Here is a 15,918-nt window from a genome sequence, read left to right on the forward strand (position 1 = left end):
AAAAAAGCTATTTCTTCTTTCCCTCGTCCTTTTCGAAGTCAAGCGCGCATGAGTTTATGCAGTAACGGAGCCCGGTAGGCCTGGGACCGTCGGGGAAGACGTGGCCCAGGTGCGCGCCGCAGTTGCTGCAGACGACCTCCGTCCTCGCCATGCCGTAGCTCCTGTCGTCCTCTTCTTTTATCTTCCCTTCCTCGGCGGGCTTATAGAAGCTCGGCCATCCGGTGCCGGACTCGTATTTCGTATCGGAACTGAAAAGTTCTTCCCCGCAGCAGACGCACTTGTACATGCCTTTTTCCTTGTTCTCATAGTACTTCCCTGTAAAAGGCCTCTCAGTCCCCTTCTGCCTGGTTACGTAATACTGCTCGTCCGTGAGCTCTTTCTTCCATTCCTCGTCCGTTTTCTTCATTTTCTCGGTCATATACGCCTCCTCGTGCATCGCCTTATAACAGCGCCCGGCAATAACTATAGGATACAGACCGGGCAAAACCTAATCAATACGCAAAACTTGCCCACCGCCAACGGCGGCTCCTGAATTGAACAGACTGTTATACGGTATAAACGGGAAAAAGGATTTTTCGGGGAGGGACGATTACTACATTTCTCCGACTGGAAACTGCGGCTCTCCGCCCAGCCTCAGCTTCTCAATAGTAAGCCAGGCGGTCAGAGCGCCCAGGAAGACGAGCCCGGCCGCGATCTTCATCATGAGCCTGAAAGAGCCGAGAAACGAGTCCGTTATCGCGGTGCGTATCTCTTTTTTGGTCGCATCCGGAAGCGACTCCGGTATGTCTATAGCGGCCAGCTTTATGCGCTGGGAGTCTATGATCTCGATCGTGTCCTCGTTCAGATTGAGGGCCCTCAATTCCTTGTCGAGGTTTTTGTTAAACCCGGATAGGGCGAACACGCCCAGTATGGCGACCGAGAGCAGGCCCGCGATCCTTCCGACCGTATTATTTATCCCCGAGGCGACGCCCGAGTGCTCGAGGTCGATCGAGCTCATCACGGCCGTAGTGAGAGGCGATATGGTTATCGCCATCCCGAGGCCGAGGACAGCGATTGCGGGGAAAAACGTAGTCCAGTAGCTCCCCCCGATGCCGGGAAGAGTGAATAGAAGGAATCCCGCACCGGCAAGGAGCGTCCCGATTATGAGCGGAGGCTTTGCACCGTAATTGATCACGAGCCCGCCAGCCCATCTGGAGAAGAGGAACAGCGCCAGCACGAGAGGCAGGAACGCAATACCTACGCCTGCGGCGGAATACCCCTGGAGCTGGATGAGATTAAACGGTATGAAGAACACCCCGCCCACCCAGGCCGCCCAGAACAGTATCGAGATAAAATTCGCCCCGCTGAAGGTTTTGGATTTGAAGAGTCCGAGGGGCATCATAGGCGACGGAGTGTATGACTCATACGCAAGAAACGCGATGAGGGCAAGGCCCCCGGCTACGAATGGCACGATTACCTTGGGGTGTCCGAACCCCGAGTTGCCCGACTCGATCAAAGCGTAAACGATGCACCCGAGGCTCATAATCGCGAGAAAAGAGCCTATTATATCGAGCCTCCCTTCACCATTGTCCTTCCTGCTTTCGGGTATCCGCCAGAATAGACTCGTGAGCACGACTATGCCTATCGGTAGGTTGATGAAAAAAACGAGCCGCCAGGAAACGTTCTCAGCGAGCCATCCCCCCAGAATAGGACCGAGGGCAGTCGTTATCGCGGTGAACGCGGACCACGTGCCGATTGCTCGGCCGCGCTCGGCCTCGGTGAACGAGATATTGATGATTGCGAGACTCCCGGGAACGAGAAGGGCCCCCCCTACCCCCTGGAAAGCCCTCGCTACAATGAGCTGCGGAGTGTTCGCGGAAAGACCGCACCACACAGAGGCACCGGTGAACAAAACCACGCCAAGCGCGAATATGCGCTTCCTTCCGTACTTATCCCCGAGCGCTCCGCCGAACAGCATGAGCGAGGACATAAACAGGGCGTATGCCTCGATTATCCACTGCATCTGGGGTATCGTGGCGTCGAGCTCCATCTGTAGCACCGGAAGCACGACATTCATGGCGGTGCTGTCTATAAAAGCCATGCCCGAGCCGAGTATCGTTACCAGTAAAACCCATCTTCCGGCGGTTTTACCTGCGGCGAGGCTATTCGAAACACTCTTTATAGAGCCGCCTTCCAGCGTCCCTCTAGCGGATTCTCTCATCATGAAATGACACGAGTGGACTTGTTATTGAGTTTATGCTTTCAGGAACAGTATTCTCGGATACGGCGGAATAAAATAATCCCGGAATCAAATTTTTGCTCCGTGATTCGATCAGATGTGAACTAAGTGAGATCAATTAATATTTGCTTATCCGAAAAAAAATCCCTAGCCGACTTAATTCTACCTGCTGAAACAGGAATTACATCATGAGTCTCCGCTTTTGATTATTCCCAGGTTAATTTGCTGAAATCGAAAGAATAAAACTAATCGTACGCCCACGAGTGATTCCAGCCGGCACGGGTTTCCGCGCCTTATTCCCGGGCATTCGAAGTAAATTGATATTCGTCAGGCGGCCGTACGGTCGATACGGGCGAGGCTTACCAATTCCGAGGCGTTCGATATCAAAGAACCCCACTTATCGCTCCCCATTGCTTCCTTTATTTCCTGCTGGGCTTTTTTCCATAACGGGTATGCTTCTTCGAGCTTCCTCTTCCCGGATTCGGTTATGACCACGATACGTGTCCTCCTGTCATCGCCGGGCTCGATTCTTATCAATCCGCTCTTTTCCATGGGATTGAGATTCCTCGACAGGGTCGTACGGTCAGCCACCATCTCGTCAGAGAGCCTCGTAACCGTGATCGGCCCGTGGGCGAAAGCAAGAGCAAGCAATGTGAATTGAGTCGCCCGCAGATTGATCGCTCTCATGGAATTGTCGAATATCTGTGTCACCACCCTCGCCGCCTTTCTCAGGTTGAAGCAGGTGCATTCCCTGCATTCCATTATAGAAGCGAGGTCCGGATTATTCCCATCTTGAACCTTATCCCTGTACATATTGTCCATAATCCCTCCGCGACGGTTCAAATTAATAATAAATGACGGTTTGATCGTTTATCATTCACAAAGAACCCCCGTTATATATCGCCGACCGTATGTTCCCGGAGTCCCAATGTAATAATATACTCCAAATAGAAGAAAGTATGTCAATCGTCAAAGTGTCATGCGAATACTCAGGACGGAAAACATCTCCCGAACGCTTTCAATAATGCAATAGACCCCTTGAGCCGGATTTTCTTAAGAAGAAGCGGCATGATGATCCCGTGCTCCTTCCTTATGAATCCGAGCCATGCGCTGCTCTCGGCGGTTATATGCAGATTCGGAACACCCGTCAGCTCCTTGCGGATCTCGATCGTTCCATTCCTTATTACGACAGTCGCCTGGACGCTCTCCTTGCCGGTGAACGTAAAATGATATGTGGCGTCCATACCCTCCGATTTATCTCTTTGAAATGTCAGTTTAAGCCCGTCGAGGAACCCGGATATCGATTTCGGCCTCAATCCGTTCGATACGGCCTTTACGGTTTTGTGCGGAAACCTTTTTGCCGCATGCGCTTCAGCATCGGAATTCGGAACGACGTAAACCGTCTCCTCCTTCTTCTGTAAAGGCTTAACGACATCATCGAGGTACTCCCTCCGGTTCTCGAGGAAGGGCCCGATTACGTCTTCTCCCGCGGGGCAGACAGCCATGCAGTAAGCGGCCTTATAATTCGCCCCGTAGGAAAGGCTCTGCCACATCGAAGCCGACTCGGAGTCGCTGAATTTACGGAGATAATCTCTCGCGTCCCTGCTGTCTGCTATTCCTTCGACCCAGCTCGTGAACCCGCTCATGAATTCGCGGTAGTTATGAGTATAGCAAGCCGAAAAGTTAAAGTACCCGTCGGGTGCGATCGCTCCCACGGGACAGGCCGCGACACAGAGCTTGCACTCGAGGCAGGGGTTGTAATCGATCGGGTTGTCATAAGATTCTAGCTCGGCGTCAACGAGCACTGTCCCGAGGAGTATGAAGTTCCCGAATTTCGGGTGTATAACGTTCCGGTGTATGCCCATATGCCCGAGCCCCGCTGCGACAGCCACGGTCTTATGAGATACGACCCATATCTTTTCCGGGAAGTTGCCCATCTCCATCGGGAAACCCATAGACGGGTTCACGGCCCGTATGCCCCTTTCTTCCAGCGCAGAAACTATCCTGCGTGCCACCTCGTTTACTTTGTCGCCTATATGATGGAATTCCAGGTTCGATACCGAGCGCGCAGGACTGCGGATGGGCTCGCGGTTCATCCTGCAGACGAAGCTTACGAGGGATTTTGTCCGCGGGAAATAACCGAGTATGTCGTCTTTATCTCCAGAAAGTGAAGGGCGGTCGATGGCAACGAACCCTGCGTCGTCGGCGCCCGCTTCAATGCAAACGTCACGCAGCCACGTTGTATCCAGCTTGCCCGATGGGCTTAAAACGTTCTCGGCCCGATAATTACCGCCTCGGCTCATGTAATAATTTATCACGGTCGGGTGCTCTTCCATTCTCGACATTATCAATTACCTCTTCTCCGAACAGTTGCTCCCATTTAGTTAGGAGTATCTACACGTAATGTCCTAAAAATTTTTACTTCTTTTGTACTCGATCGACCAGCACGGATAACCGTGAAGTCAAAGCCGTCCATTCATACTGACCCATCATCTTTTTTATTTCTTCCTGTGTTCTCTGCCAGTATGGATATGCCTCTGAAAGCTTCTTTCGGCCCTCCTCCGTAATGTTGATGATACGTACACGCCTGTCATCGCCGTCCTCAACTTCGACGAGACCGCTCTTTTCGAGGGGTTCGAGGTTACGGGCCAGTGTCGTACGGTCAGTCACCATAACCTCGGCGAGCTTGGATAAGGCAACCGGTCCCATAGCTTGCGTGTGAGCGAGGAGTGCAAATTGTGTGCCCCTCAGACCCGTCGGCCTCATATTATCGTCATAAAACTGCGTTACGACCCTCGTTGCCTTACGCAGATTAAAACAGGTGCATTCCCTGCATTCGGCCAGAGCCTTCGGATCCAGGTCTTCTAACAGATTCTTTTCTTTTATGCGTTTATTCATCACTGATTCAGTCCCGTTCACAATAGGAGTATATACACCTAATATTTACTTGTCAACCGCAAAGGTTTTGGAGAAAAAATTTTACATAACTCTATAGAGGAATATACTATTCGGAGGCTTTGTGCTTGAAGACGGATTTTATAAACACGTGAGACGGAAATAAATATGTCTGTGGTCAAAAACAAAAAGATAATCCTGGGCGTGACCGGAGGGATAGCCGCCTACAAATCCTGCGAGCTTGTAAGAAGCCTCGTTAGGGAAGAAGCTTCCGTGCAGGTAATTATGACCCAGAACGCAATGGAGTTCGTAACCCCGCTCACGCTGCAGACCCTATCCGGGAACCGTGTCGCCACGAAGACTTTCGATCTCGGATGGGAATCCGAAATAGGGCACATAAGCCTTGCGGACAGCGCTGACATTATAGTCGTAGCGCCGGCTACCGCGAGCTTTATAGGCAAGATCGCGTCCGGCATAGCCGACACCCTACTTACGAACGTTATCCTGGCGACTCTCTCGCCGGTTATCCTGTGTCCCGCGATGAACGTAAATATGTACAGCAACCGGGTCGTGCAGGAAAACCTGGAGAAGCTCAGAGAGCGCGGGTTTATAATTGTCGAGCCCGCCGAGGGCAGCCTCGCCTGCGGGTGGGAGGGAAAGGGGCGGCTCCCCGAAATCTCCGATATAGTGAACGAGATCGAAAAGACCCTGACTCCAAAGGACCTCTCCGGCGAAAGGGTACTCGTGACAGCGGGCGCGACGAGGGAATTTATAGACTCTGTGAGATTTATCTCTAACCCGTCCAGCGGAAAAATGGGTTATGCGCTCGCAAAAGAAGGCCTCATGCGCGGAGCAGATGTTGTTCTGGTATCAGGGAAAACGAACATCGCCCCTCCCTCCGGGGCCAAAGTCGTCGAGGTGGTGAGCGCAGGCGACATGTATGAATCGGTTATGGAATACCTCGACTGGTCGACGATTGTTATAAAAGCCGCGGCAGTCGGGGATTATACGCCTTCTGAAAGAACAAACGGCAAAATCAAGAAAGACGAAAACGCCAGGGTGCTGAAGCTCAAGAACACGAAGGACATTCTGAAAGCAGTCGGCGAGAGGAAGAACGGCAGATTCGTCGTGGGGTTCGCCGCCGAAACGGACGACCTCATCGACCACGCAAAGGATAAGCTGAAAAGAAAAAACGCCGACCTGTTTATCGCGAACGATGTATCGGTCCCCGGCGCGGGTTTTGAGACGGATACGAATATCGTTCACTTCGTTTACCGCGACGGAAAAACGGAAGCGATGCCCAAGGCAGCCAAGCCTGAAATCGCAAGGATGATATTCGATAAAATAATCGAACTGAAGTCTTCTAGTGCACGCTTATAGATTCGATCAGGAAATTTAGTCTCTGAACGATCTCTTCAACCGTGCTGTCTTTGGTTATATAGCCGATCGCCCCCATATCGAGACATTCCGTAATTTTCCTCATTTCGGAAAGTGCTGTCAGCATCACGACCGGTATGCTCTTAAGCTCAACGTCGTTCTTCAGTATTTTAAGGAACTCAACGCCGTTGTAGTTGGGCATCACGATATCGAGCACAATAACGTCGGGCCTGAACTTCTCCAATACGGAAAGCGCGTCTTCTCCGTCCGAAGCCGAAACAACCGTATAGTTTTTCGCGGTGAGTATTCTGGTATAGAGTTTCCTTAATGATTCTTCGTCTTCGATCAGCAGAACTTTTGGCATACGTCAGGACCTCATCACATATAATCTTCGCGGGCGGCCGCAAGCCCGGAGCCAGGCCTATTAAACCTTCGTTGAACCTTGTAAGATGCCGCCTATCCGAATTATACCGCCAAAAAGATTTGCGTGTGATTATTTAGTTCAACAGTATAGTATCCGGGACGGCAGCCGATAGGGTATGCAGAGCCGTCCCTTGACACCAATTGCGATTATCTCGGATTTTGCAAGAACCGCAGATGCTTACGAGTGAGTCCCTAACTGTATGTATGAAAGATAAACGCTATTCACCTAAGACAGCGTCTTTACACGCCTTGGCCACCCTGAACTTCACAACCTTTTTAGCCGGTATCTTGATCTCGGCGCCTGTGGCGGGATTCCTGCCGATTCTCGCCTTACGCTTGGACAACACCAACTTCCCTATCCCGGGGATCGTGAACTGTTTGCTTCTCTTTGCTTCCTTGTAAGCAATCGCAGCCAGCTCGTCCAATATCTCGTTTGCTGTCTTCTTGGTGATCCCTGCCAATTCGGCTATATGGTTTGATAACTGAGATTTTGTCATCGGGTTTCTCTCGGCCATCTCCCTCTCCTTTAAAACTGGTTTTAGTGTCATCAATAGTACAGAAAAGCACTGTAAAAATCAATATTTCCGCGAAAAATAGGAGCGATTCCAAAGGGCGGTCTTGCCTTCACTTTTAAACCTCGGGAGTTTGAGCGTCAAACCATGAGCCATGCTCAAGAGAGCACCGCTCAGAGGGCACGCTTCCACCAGAACACTATCAGAACGAGCGCGGCTGCGACCGGTATCACGATCATCCACAACACCTGCTCGACGAACGCTGCGCCTAGAACGCACGTCCCCAGCACTATGCCCACGACCATGAACCGCCAATCGAAATGCACTCCTGCGAGGAAAGTAGCAAGCGCGAGTGCCAGAAGAGACATCAGAGCGAGCTGATTATAATCTATGCGGCCTGTACGCTGGAACAGGAAATAAATAAGGACAACGGCCGCCAGGAGCCCAGCCCAGTGGAGAAGCTGGACGCGGATTATCCTCGACATCCCTTCCCCTCGCCGCCTTGCCTTCGACCATCCTATGTAAATGCTTACCGCCCCGAAAACAGGCGCCATCGCCGCCCAGTACCAGAAGCTCTCTTCCGGCATGAAATTTGTCACACCAATGCCTATCGCCGACAGAGCCATGAGTGTAACGAGAATCGCTTCTTCCGTATGAATCTTCTTCGCGAAACTTCTTTCGCTGGATGAGATATCGGGATCCGGTAAAGAGCCATACGGTTTATCGTCGCTCATGAGTCAGCCCTCCTTACCCATTATATCACCCGACCTGCCTGCAAACAAAGCCGGACGAGGGAAAGGTCGGGTCTATCCGGAAAGCAGAGTCTCCGTCGAGCAAGAGACGGCCTGTAACCGGCATCTTTTTTTACGCCAGGGATATATTACGGAACTGCCTGAGAGCCGTGAGAGAATCAGTATGTGTTCCGTCAGAAACCGGAAACCGCGGACAGGTTCCAAACACTGGGGGAGAGCATGTTGTCTAGTCCGGTCAAAAAGCCGGATTGATAAAGCTGTAATAGATGCCGCCTACGGCGAGCAGCGCCGTTCCAAGGAGCAGAGCGAACGCGAGGACGGCGAAGAGTGCGTCGTAGGTTTTGCCCGCGCCTTCGCTTCCCGTATTACCGTTTTGAGCCATGACTTAAGCCTCCCGAAGGATATACAGGACAAGTATTTTATGCCCTTCGAAACTTATGTCAAGAAGTAGAGTAAGGTAATATATCAACGAATCTTACCTTTGCCTGATACCGGGCACATACGGGGAATGAATGAAAAGAATAATCTTGTATACGGGGAAAGGCGGCGTCGGGAAAACGACGGCAGCCGCAGCGACAGCGCTTCAGTCGGCCAAGAGGGGACACAAGACATTAGTCGTCTCGACAGACCCCGCCCACAGCCTGAGGGACTCGTTCGATATCGACATCGGACCGGAGCCCAAAAAAATCATGAAAGACCTTTACGCCCAGGAAATCGACGTCTTCTATTCAGTCGATAAATACTGGGGGAAACTCACGGGATATATACAATCTCTCTTCAACTGGATGAAGGTGGACGACGTACTGGCGGAAGAGTTCAGCATCTTCCCGGGAATGGAGGAGGTTTCGTGTTTCCTCTGGGTATACAGCCATTTCAAGGACGGGGACTACGACGTTATCATCGTGGACAGCGCCCCTACGGGGGAGACGCTCAGGCTCCTCTCCCTGCCTGATGTCGCGAGGTGGTGGATAGTGAAGGTCTTTCCCATCGAGAGGAAGCTCCTCAAGGTGGTAAGGCCGGCGGTGAAGGTCGTATCCGATATGCCGCTCCCCGAAGAAGAGACGTATTCCGCGATCGAGGACCTCTTCGAAAAGCTGAACTCCATACACAGGACGTTCTCAAACCCGGAGATTACGTCGATAAGGCTCGTGCTCAATCTCGAAAAGATGGTAATAAAGGAAACCCAGAGGGCATACACTTATCTCAACCTCTACGGTTACAACGTGGATACCGTTATAGTGAACAGGGTGATGCCGAAAGAGCTCGACCATCCCTATTTTAATGAATGGAAGGAGTTCCAGAAGAATTACAGGAAGGAAGTCGGGGAGCTCTTCAGCGAGATCCCGATACACGAAGCGCCTCTGTTCTCTAAGGAGGTTCTCGGCTTGGACGCGCTTCTGGAGTTCGGCGACAGGCTATTCTCAAAAAAAGACCCCGTGGATATTTTCTACAGAGGGAAATCCTACGAGGTAATCAAAGAGAGAGGAGCTTACACGCTTTTATTGAAGCTGCCCTTCGTCAGCAAGGAAGAGGTCAAGCTCCATCAGGTGGGCGAGGAGCTTACCATACAGATCGAGAACCAGAGGAGGAATATTTTCCTGCCCAGCTTCCTCGCCAGGCTGAACGTGGAGAAGGCGAACCTCGAAGAAGGGATATTGAAAATAAGCTTCGAGAGAGGCGGCGGCTCAAAAAAATAAGATGCAGCAGCCTGTTATGAGGCATTCCCCGGAGCCCCCGGATGAACTATAATTATACAAATTAGGGACCTTAAAACTGTGACGGATTTAACGGTAAATTAACGTGAAATTCAACACCGCTTAATACATAGTAATTATTATATTAATCATGGGAATAGAGCTGAACGATATAACCATTATCCTTCCGACGAGAAACGAATCCGCCAACATACGTAATTTTTTAAGATCAGTCCCTGAAAATATCAACATGGTAGTTGTAGATGCGAGCGAAGACCCGACAGCGGATATTGTTTCCTCTGCCCGTCCCGATTATACTACCGTGATCAGGCATCCCGGAACCGTCACCGAAGCTCGGCGGATAGGCGCCGATGCCGCAACTACCCCGTGGCTGCTCTTTACTGACGCGGATATCGTATTCTCCCAGGATTACTTCGGGAACGTCGGGAGCCTTGGAGAATACGACCTGATATACGGACCCAAGCTGTCCCTCGACCGCTTTCGCGCCTATTACAAATGGTTCGCATACGGCCAGCGTCTCATTCACGCGCTCGGCGTGCCAGCCGCCTCGGGATCGAATTGCATCATCAGGAGGGAAGCCTACGAGAGGTCGGGAGGGTTCGACATGGAGCTCACCTGCAACGAGGATTCCGAGCTCGCTTGGCGGATAGACCGCATGGGATACAGGTCTTACTTTACCTCCGATTTGGTTGTATATGCCGGAGACCACAGGCGGCTCGAAAGGGGCGTTATAAAAAAGACACTACACTCGATCACGAGATGCACGGCTTTATACTTCGACCTGATTCCCGACAGGCTCAAAAGCAGCGATTGGGGTTATTGGTCGCATATAAACACGAACCGGGAGCTGCAAAATGGGAACTGAGAAAAAAATATACCAGCAGACTTCCGATCCGATAATCCTGCCGCTTGACTGGCGGGACAAGTCAGCACGTATAATTTCGAACCTGTTCAGCCCGCCGCTCGTGGCGCTTGCCTGTATTCTGGTGACCGCGCTCGCGACCAAGAGCGAATCCTCATTATTCTGGATACTGGTATTCATTGCTCTGCTGATCATCCCTCCTACAGTGTTCGTCCTTACGCTCGTACACAGGGGAAAAATAAGCGACTTCCATATGAACATCAGGGAAGAACGCGCACAGCCTCTGTTTGCTATATTCGCCTATGCGGCCCTCATCTTCCTCGTAATGTATTTGGGCGGTGCTCCCAGACTGATGCTGATAGTAACCGCGGCGGCTCTCCTTCAAATACTCCTCGTCTTCATAATCACCCTTAAATGGAAAATAAGCGGTCACTGCACCTCGGCCGCGGGACTCGCGTTTCTTACGATTGCGCTTTACGGAGAGAACGTTATACCGCTCACGCTCATAGTGCCCATGATAGCCTGGTCACGCATCAGGCTCGGCAGGCATACGATTTCACAGACCCTTGCGGGGAGTTTCCTCGGAGCGGCAACCGTAATAATCATTTTATATCTGACGAACGTCCTTTGAGCACTATAGCAAGCTTCGAACGAAGTACCGGCAGAGGAGCGAAATAAAAATGAAAATAATGCTCGTCACGGATGCTTGGCATCCTCAGGTAAACGGCGTAGTGCACACATGGAGTTACATCACGAACATCATCGGGAGGGACCACGACGTAGCTGTCCTGAATCCTTATATAGAAGGTTCGGAACACCTCCCGCTCAAGCTTCAGGGAAACATACCGATCCTGAAAAACGCGAATCAGATCGTCAGTAAATATTATGACGAGCACCTGCCCGACAGGGTGCATATAGCGACGGAAGGGAGCCTGGGCCTCGCCATGAGGCAGTTCTGCAGGAAAAACAAAATCAACTACAATACGTCCTACCACACGAGACTAGCTGACTACGGGTGGGTTCTTTACGGGGTTCCCACGTTCCTCACCTGGCTCTACGTGAGGTGGTTCCACAGGTGCAGCAGGAAAGTTCTCGTGACCACAAAGAGCATAGCAAGGCAGCTCGGACTAAGTAACTGCATCGTATGGGGTCGGGGGGTAGATACCAGGCTCTTCAATCCCGGAGACGGAGAAAAAACCGCTCGCGAAAAAACCATTATAACCGTGGCCAGGGTGAGCAAGGACAAAAATCTCGACGATTTCTGCAGAATACCCGGATACAGGAAGATCCTCGTGGGCGACGGACCTTATCTGAGTACCCTCAAGAGCAGATACCCCGACGTCGAATTCGCCGGGTACGTACCCCACAACAGGCTTAAGGACATATATACGCAGGCTCAGGTATTCGTATTCCCGAGTAGGTTCGATACGTTCGGACTCGTGATACTCGAGGCCATGGCCTGCGGCTTGCCGGTAGTGGCATACGATGTCCCGAGCCCGAACGACATTATTCAGAACGGGATCACGGGATACCTGGGAGACAGCCTGGAAGAGAACGTCGAGAAAGCCTTCAACAAACTGAGCTCCCTATCGCGCAATGCGCTCGAGTACGCTTGTACACAGAGCTGGAAATCGATCGCCGACCAGTTCGTAAATCATCTCATGTGATACCATTTAACTTAACATTCTTACCTCCCCCCGCCGGACGAATCACCGAATAGAATAAGCATGCATCGAAATGCAGATTTAATTCCGTCTTAACCGGAATATAAAATTGCCTTAACAAGAAAGCGCTAGAATAATATCATCTGCTATTTGATTGCCCGCCTCTCTCACCGGGCACTCTAAAAGATTCGGGCGGGTCCCGGCCCGCAGGGACCCGTCCTTTTTTTCCACGGCTCAACCAATTTATTTAAATATTCCAGGTCGCAATAGAACAAAGATCTAAATATCGATGCCTTATTTCTTAACACAATCTTCACACAGTCTTAACAATCGACATATAGAATTACCCCCATCAATTTCCTGGAGGGGTGAAATGGAAACGGATAATCTGGACAGATCTCTGTTGGAGAGCAAATTCGAAAGGCTAATATCGAAATCGAAAGACTATATCAACACGAGGAACGAAGGAGAGCTGGAATCACTCAGGAACGACCTGATTCATCTCAAGGTAAAGCTCGAGACAGCGATAGAAAAAAGCAGGAAGAAACAAAATCCGAATAATGTTACCGCCCTCAGACTCATGCTTTCGATAATCCAGAAACTCACGTATTCGGTACACCTTATGGAAAACCTCAAATCGAAAAAACCCATGTGTACCGATTTCGATACCAAACAGATGCTCGACGTACTGCTCCCGCATATAAGGATTCTGGTCGAGAATGAAAACTGGCGTGAAAAGCTGGATACGAAAAAACTGGAAGAAGACTACTCGTATATCGAATCTCTGGAGGACCAGCACAAGAGGGTCATGCTCACGTACCTGATCCAGGACTGGCACAACATAGACGAGGTTATAAACCTGCTGAAAATCGGCGAGCTATACAAGAATATTGCAGAAAAACTGGTAAGCCTCTCCATCATATCAAACGTATCCAACAACGGTGATAAAAGACTGAAAACATCTTAGCCCCGTCCGCAGAGGAATCCCGGCAGGTGTGACACTTACATTAATGACCGTTTTTTTCAGTCCGTCCCGCCCGCGCCGTTTTTATTGAAATCCGGCTCCGCAATATAATCGTTCAGCGCGTCAGCCCTGGAAGTGCCGTCGAGTATCCTCTCCACGATTAACGGAAGGTTGTTCTTGTAGTTCGCGTTAAATACAAAATCCGAATTTATCCAGTCGCATAATTTATTTTCGAAACCCTGTCCCAGGTTCCTGACCACAGGTATACCCAGTCTCTCAAGCGCCTCGGCGTTACACTGCTGCTCATATTGTCTCCTCATGGGAATGACCATCAGTTTTTTGCCGAGGTAGAGCGTCTCGGCGGGGGTTTCGAACCCCGCGTTGCAGAGTATGCCCTCGCACTCGGACAGGCTTCTCACGAACTCGCCGTTATTCACGGGGTAAACGGTGACGTTCGAGTCCTTATAAGGCTCTCCCTTGTGATGCTTCGAAAACACCTCCCACCTGACGTCTATCTTCTTTAACAGTCCCGAGAGGAAGCTGTAATCATAGGAAGGAAGGTAGACCGTATAATGCCCCCTGTTCTTTACATCGGAGTTTCTTATCTCCTCCCTTATTATCGGCGTGAATATAAAATCGTCGTATTCCTGGAAATGAAGTCCTATGTGAGTGGGAGACGGCGAGTACCATTTGATTATGAGCTCCTGTATACGGTTTTTTTGTCTGGGTCTCGGGATGTTCGGGGAAAGGAATGCAGCCTGGTGAGACAGCGAAACGGAGGGTGCGCCCCTCAGTTTCGACGACCATGCCGTGATCGGCTCGAAATCGCTCACTACCAGGTCATACTTGTCTACCGGTATATTATATATGTCCGAGAGCAACTTGTACGGGCTGAAGTTTTTAATAGAGTGCCAGTAGTCTATTCCGCCCCGTTTCCCAAACGTGAAACCCAGGCCCGGGAGCTTGAATTTCACTTCGAACCCGGGATCGACCTCGTGATGATAGCCGCTCACGAGAACATCGACTTCCGCATGCTTGAGAAGGTACTTGAGCAGCTCCCTGCATCGGGAGATATGACCGTTTCCCGTACCCTGAATTCCGAATAATACTTTCATACCCTGTTCAGTAAAGAAGAGCCCCTTCCATCGGGCTCCGGCCCAAATCAGTAAGTCGTCATGAATATGCCGTGCGTCCGATGAATCAATTATATTCCATGCATTTCAGCTACTTAGGTTCCTTCGACATTAGCCGGGACATGTTTTAGCGCCCTCGGTGCAACCGAGCATCCATAGCATCCAAAACCCAATTATATTCCATAAACAGAGTTATTCCAAGCATATAGGGCCGAGCAGTCCGTCCCGCAGCTAACCCATCAGCAGCGGGTTTTACGATAAGGGTATTGTATTTTTTCTGCATTAAGGGAATATTAAAAATATATTAAATGGACTCAATCGTACCGAAACGTCCTTCGTAACCCAATGTCCGTCAAAACTGGACTTTATATCCGCTTGTTTGATATAATTGATACATTTTATAAACGTGGAATTCACTGTCGCTTAATACGGATTAAATAATAAGATGGTATTAAACAGTTAACACTTAAATGCGGAGAAGCGCATGCTGGCAAAGAAAGTCATATCTTTAAAAGACACCGTAACCACATCAAACGTGCTCAGGAAAGCTTTCCGGTGGAAATTAAGACAGTTCAAACCGAAGGTGCCGCTCTACATCGAAAGCAGCAGGTTCCTAATCAAAACCGTCGAGAACAGTTTCGAGCTGGAGAAGGCGCTCAATTTAAGATACGAGGTCTTTTACAGGGAAACCCTGAATAAGGAAAATTTTTCCGGGACAGACATAGACAAGTTCGACAGGCTCTGCGATCACCTGATAATTCTCGACAAGAAACAGAATATAGTAGTGGGGACTTACAGATTCATCTCCTCGACCTTCTCCGACAAATTCTATTCCGAGACGGAATTCTCAATGGACCAGATAAAATCCGCCCCCGGCATAAAGCTCGAGCTCGGAAGGGCGTGCGTACACAAGGACTACAGAAACGGCACGGGGATAGCGCTCCTGTGGAAGGGGCTGTCGGAGTATTTCAAGAAGATAAACGCCAGGTACCTCTTCGGGTGTTCGAGCATCGGCACGACGAACATCGTCGAGATCAGCCTTATTTACAAATACATAAAAGAGCTCTACCTGTCGCCCGAAGACTTCAGGGTCTATCCCAACGAAAAACACAGGATCAAGGAGCTCGATCACTATCTGAGCGCCTTCGACAAGTTCGCCATCAGGACGGAATCGATCGAGGACTTTATCCCTCCTCTCCTCAAGAGCTATCTCAAGGCGGGATCGGTCATTTGCGGTGAACCGGCGCTCGACAAGAAGTTCAAGTGCGCCGACTTCTTCACGGTCCTTGACCTCGACCTTATAACCAAATCCTTTGAGAAGAAATACAAGGCACCTAATGATCAGGAAGTATAAGAAGCTCTTCTTTTTTTTTGTATAGTCTCATCCTATATCCTGATCGCAA

17 protein-coding genes are annotated in these 15,918 nt (G+C 50.4%); 7 read left to right on the forward strand and 10 right to left on the reverse strand.

Annotated features, from left to right (window positions below):
• Positions 1-7: 7 nt before the first annotated feature.
• From msrB to AB1598_08605, 5 genes are all read right to left on the reverse strand, one after another.
• Complete coding sequence (msrB, locus tag AB1598_08585; GenBank protein MEW6145056.1) at positions 8-418, reverse strand: peptide-methionine (R)-S-oxide reductase MsrB; 411 nt, start codon at positions 416-418, stop codon at positions 8-10.
• 174 nt (positions 419-592) lie between these two features.
• Positions 593-2,203 carry an MFS transporter gene (locus AB1598_08590; protein MEW6145057.1) on the reverse strand — a complete coding sequence of 537 codons (1,611 nt, stop codon included), beginning with the start codon at positions 2,201-2,203 and terminating at the stop codon, positions 593-595.
• Between the two features lie 342 nt (positions 2,204-2,545).
• Positions 2,546-3,040 carry a MarR family winged helix-turn-helix transcriptional regulator gene (locus AB1598_08595; protein MEW6145058.1) on the reverse strand — a complete coding sequence of 165 codons (495 nt, stop codon included), beginning with the start codon at positions 3,038-3,040 and terminating at the stop codon, positions 2,546-2,548.
• Between the two features lie 167 nt (positions 3,041-3,207).
• Positions 3,208-4,563 carry a 4Fe-4S binding protein gene (locus AB1598_08600; GenBank protein MEW6145059.1) on the reverse strand — a complete coding sequence of 452 codons (1,356 nt, stop codon included), beginning with the start codon at positions 4,561-4,563 and terminating at the stop codon, positions 3,208-3,210.
• 73 nt (positions 4,564-4,636) lie between these two features.
• The gene (locus AB1598_08605; GenBank protein ID MEW6145060.1) at positions 4,637-5,116 is read right to left on the reverse strand and encodes a MarR family winged helix-turn-helix transcriptional regulator; all 480 of its coding nucleotides are present in this window, start codon (positions 5,114-5,116) and stop codon (positions 4,637-4,639) included.
• 165 nt (positions 5,117-5,281) lie between these two features.
• On the opposite strand from AB1598_08605, the gene coaBC reads away from it, so the two are divergent.
• Complete coding sequence (gene coaBC, locus AB1598_08610; protein ID MEW6145061.1) at positions 5,282-6,493, forward strand: bifunctional phosphopantothenoylcysteine decarboxylase/phosphopantothenate--cysteine ligase CoaBC; 1,212 nt, start codon at positions 5,282-5,284, stop codon at positions 6,491-6,493.
• Here coaBC and AB1598_08615 read toward each other — a convergent pair.
• The 4 genes from AB1598_08615 to AB1598_08630 all read right to left on the reverse strand — a co-directional run bounded on the left by AB1598_08615 (position 6,477) and on the right by AB1598_08630 (position 8,559).
• Complete coding sequence (locus AB1598_08615; GenBank protein MEW6145062.1) at positions 6,477-6,854, reverse strand: response regulator; 378 nt, start codon at positions 6,852-6,854, stop codon at positions 6,477-6,479. The genes coaBC and AB1598_08615 overlap by 17 nt on opposite strands.
• A gap of 277 nt (positions 6,855-7,131) precedes the next feature.
• Positions 7,132-7,428, reverse strand: a complete 297-nt coding sequence (locus AB1598_08620) for an HU family DNA-binding protein (GenBank protein MEW6145063.1) — start codon at positions 7,426-7,428, stop codon at positions 7,132-7,134.
• A 170-nt stretch (positions 7,429-7,598) separates the two neighbouring features.
• A complete protein-coding gene (locus tag AB1598_08625) occupies positions 7,599-8,159 on the reverse strand; it encodes a hypothetical protein (protein MEW6145064.1) in 561 nt (186 codons plus the stop codon).
• Between the two features lie 253 nt (positions 8,160-8,412).
• Positions 8,413-8,559 (reverse strand): hypothetical protein, encoded by a 147-nt coding sequence (locus AB1598_08630; protein ID MEW6145065.1) that lies wholly within the window; start codon positions 8,557-8,559, stop codon positions 8,413-8,415.
• A gap of 130 nt (positions 8,560-8,689) precedes the next feature.
• Between AB1598_08630 and AB1598_08635 the strand changes: the two genes are divergently transcribed.
• The 5 genes from AB1598_08635 (at position 8,690) to AB1598_08655 (ending at position 13,385) form a co-directional block, all read left to right on the forward strand.
• Positions 8,690-9,874 carry an ArsA family ATPase gene (locus tag AB1598_08635; GenBank protein ID MEW6145066.1) on the forward strand — a complete coding sequence of 395 codons (1,185 nt, stop codon included), beginning with the start codon at positions 8,690-8,692 and terminating at the stop codon, positions 9,872-9,874.
• Between the two features lie 148 nt (positions 9,875-10,022).
• Entirely contained in the window at positions 10,023-10,757 is a 735-nt protein-coding gene (locus tag AB1598_08640; GenBank protein ID MEW6145067.1) for a glycosyltransferase, read from the forward strand.
• Positions 10,747-11,385, forward strand: coding sequence for a phosphatase PAP2 family protein (locus AB1598_08645; GenBank protein ID MEW6145068.1), 639 nt, complete (start codon positions 10,747-10,749; stop codon positions 11,383-11,385). The genes AB1598_08640 and AB1598_08645 overlap by 11 nt, the downstream gene beginning before the upstream one ends.
• A gap of 49 nt (positions 11,386-11,434) precedes the next feature.
• Positions 11,435-12,421: a glycosyltransferase gene (locus AB1598_08650; protein MEW6145069.1), complete on the forward strand. Its 987-nt coding sequence runs from the start codon at positions 11,435-11,437 to the stop codon at positions 12,419-12,421.
• Between the two features lie 370 nt (positions 12,422-12,791).
• Positions 12,792-13,385: a hypothetical protein gene (locus tag AB1598_08655; protein MEW6145070.1), complete on the forward strand. Its 594-nt coding sequence runs from the start codon at positions 12,792-12,794 to the stop codon at positions 13,383-13,385.
• 56 nt (positions 13,386-13,441) lie between these two features.
• Here the strand turns inward: AB1598_08655 and AB1598_08660 are convergent, their stop codons facing one another.
• The gene (locus AB1598_08660; protein ID MEW6145071.1) at positions 13,442-14,497 is read right to left on the reverse strand and encodes a glycosyltransferase family protein; all 1,056 of its coding nucleotides are present in this window, start codon (positions 14,495-14,497) and stop codon (positions 13,442-13,444) included.
• 502 nt (positions 14,498-14,999) lie between these two features.
• Here AB1598_08660 and AB1598_08665 point away from each other — a divergent pair.
• On the forward strand, positions 15,000-15,869 hold the full coding sequence (locus AB1598_08665; protein MEW6145072.1) for a GNAT family N-acyltransferase: 870 nt from the start codon (positions 15,000-15,002) through the stop codon (positions 15,867-15,869).
• The last annotated feature ends 49 nt before the right edge of the window (positions 15,870-15,918 follow it).

The organism is Thermodesulfobacteriota bacterium, from assembly GCA_040754335.1.
Classification (GTDB): domain Bacteria; phylum Desulfobacterota_D; class UBA1144; order Nemesobacterales; family UBA2774; genus 2-12-FULL-53-21.

Bases quoted from the DNA above. Each gene is read 5' to 3' on its own strand.
- AB1598_08635 (MEW6145066.1), top strand. From the start codon at position 8,690: ATGAAAAGAATAATCTTGTATACGGGGAAAGGCGGCGTCGGGAAAACG.
- AB1598_08615 (MEW6145062.1), bottom strand. From the start codon at position 6,854: ATGCCAAAAGTTCTGCTGATCGAAGACGAAGAATCATTAAGGAAACTC.
- AB1598_08605 (MEW6145060.1), bottom strand. From the start codon at position 5,116: ATGAATAAACGCATAAAAGAAAAGAATCTGTTAGAAGACCTGGATCCG.
- AB1598_08600 (MEW6145059.1), bottom strand. From the start codon at position 4,563: ATGTCGAGAATGGAAGAGCACCCGACCGTGATAAATTATTACATGAGC.
- AB1598_08595 (MEW6145058.1), bottom strand. From the start codon at position 3,040: ATGGACAATATGTACAGGGATAAGGTTCAAGATGGGAATAATCCGGAC.
- coaBC (MEW6145061.1), top strand. From the start codon at position 5,282: ATGTCTGTGGTCAAAAACAAAAAGATAATCCTGGGCGTGACCGGAGGG.
- AB1598_08590 (MEW6145057.1), bottom strand. From the start codon at position 2,203: ATGATGAGAGAATCCGCTAGAGGGACGCTGGAAGGCGGCTCTATAAAG.
- AB1598_08620 (MEW6145063.1), bottom strand. From the start codon at position 7,428: ATGGCCGAGAGAAACCCGATGACAAAATCTCAGTTATCAAACCATATA.
- msrB (MEW6145056.1), bottom strand. From the start codon at position 418: ATGACCGAGAAAATGAAGAAAACGGACGAGGAATGGAAGAAAGAGCTC.
- AB1598_08660 (MEW6145071.1), bottom strand. From the start codon at position 14,497: ATGAAAGTATTATTCGGAATTCAGGGTACGGGAAACGGTCATATCTCC.
- AB1598_08650 (MEW6145069.1), top strand. From the start codon at position 11,435: ATGAAAATAATGCTCGTCACGGATGCTTGGCATCCTCAGGTAAACGGC.
- AB1598_08665 (MEW6145072.1), top strand. From the start codon at position 15,000: ATGCTGGCAAAGAAAGTCATATCTTTAAAAGACACCGTAACCACATCA.
- AB1598_08655 (MEW6145070.1), top strand. From the start codon at position 12,792: ATGGAAACGGATAATCTGGACAGATCTCTGTTGGAGAGCAAATTCGAA.
- AB1598_08630 (MEW6145065.1), bottom strand. From the start codon at position 8,559: ATGGCTCAAAACGGTAATACGGGAAGCGAAGGCGCGGGCAAAACCTAC.
- AB1598_08645 (MEW6145068.1), top strand. From the start codon at position 10,747: ATGGGAACTGAGAAAAAAATATACCAGCAGACTTCCGATCCGATAATC.
- AB1598_08640 (MEW6145067.1), top strand. From the start codon at position 10,023: ATGGGAATAGAGCTGAACGATATAACCATTATCCTTCCGACGAGAAAC.
- AB1598_08625 (MEW6145064.1), bottom strand. From the start codon at position 8,159: ATGAGCGACGATAAACCGTATGGCTCTTTACCGGATCCCGATATCTCA.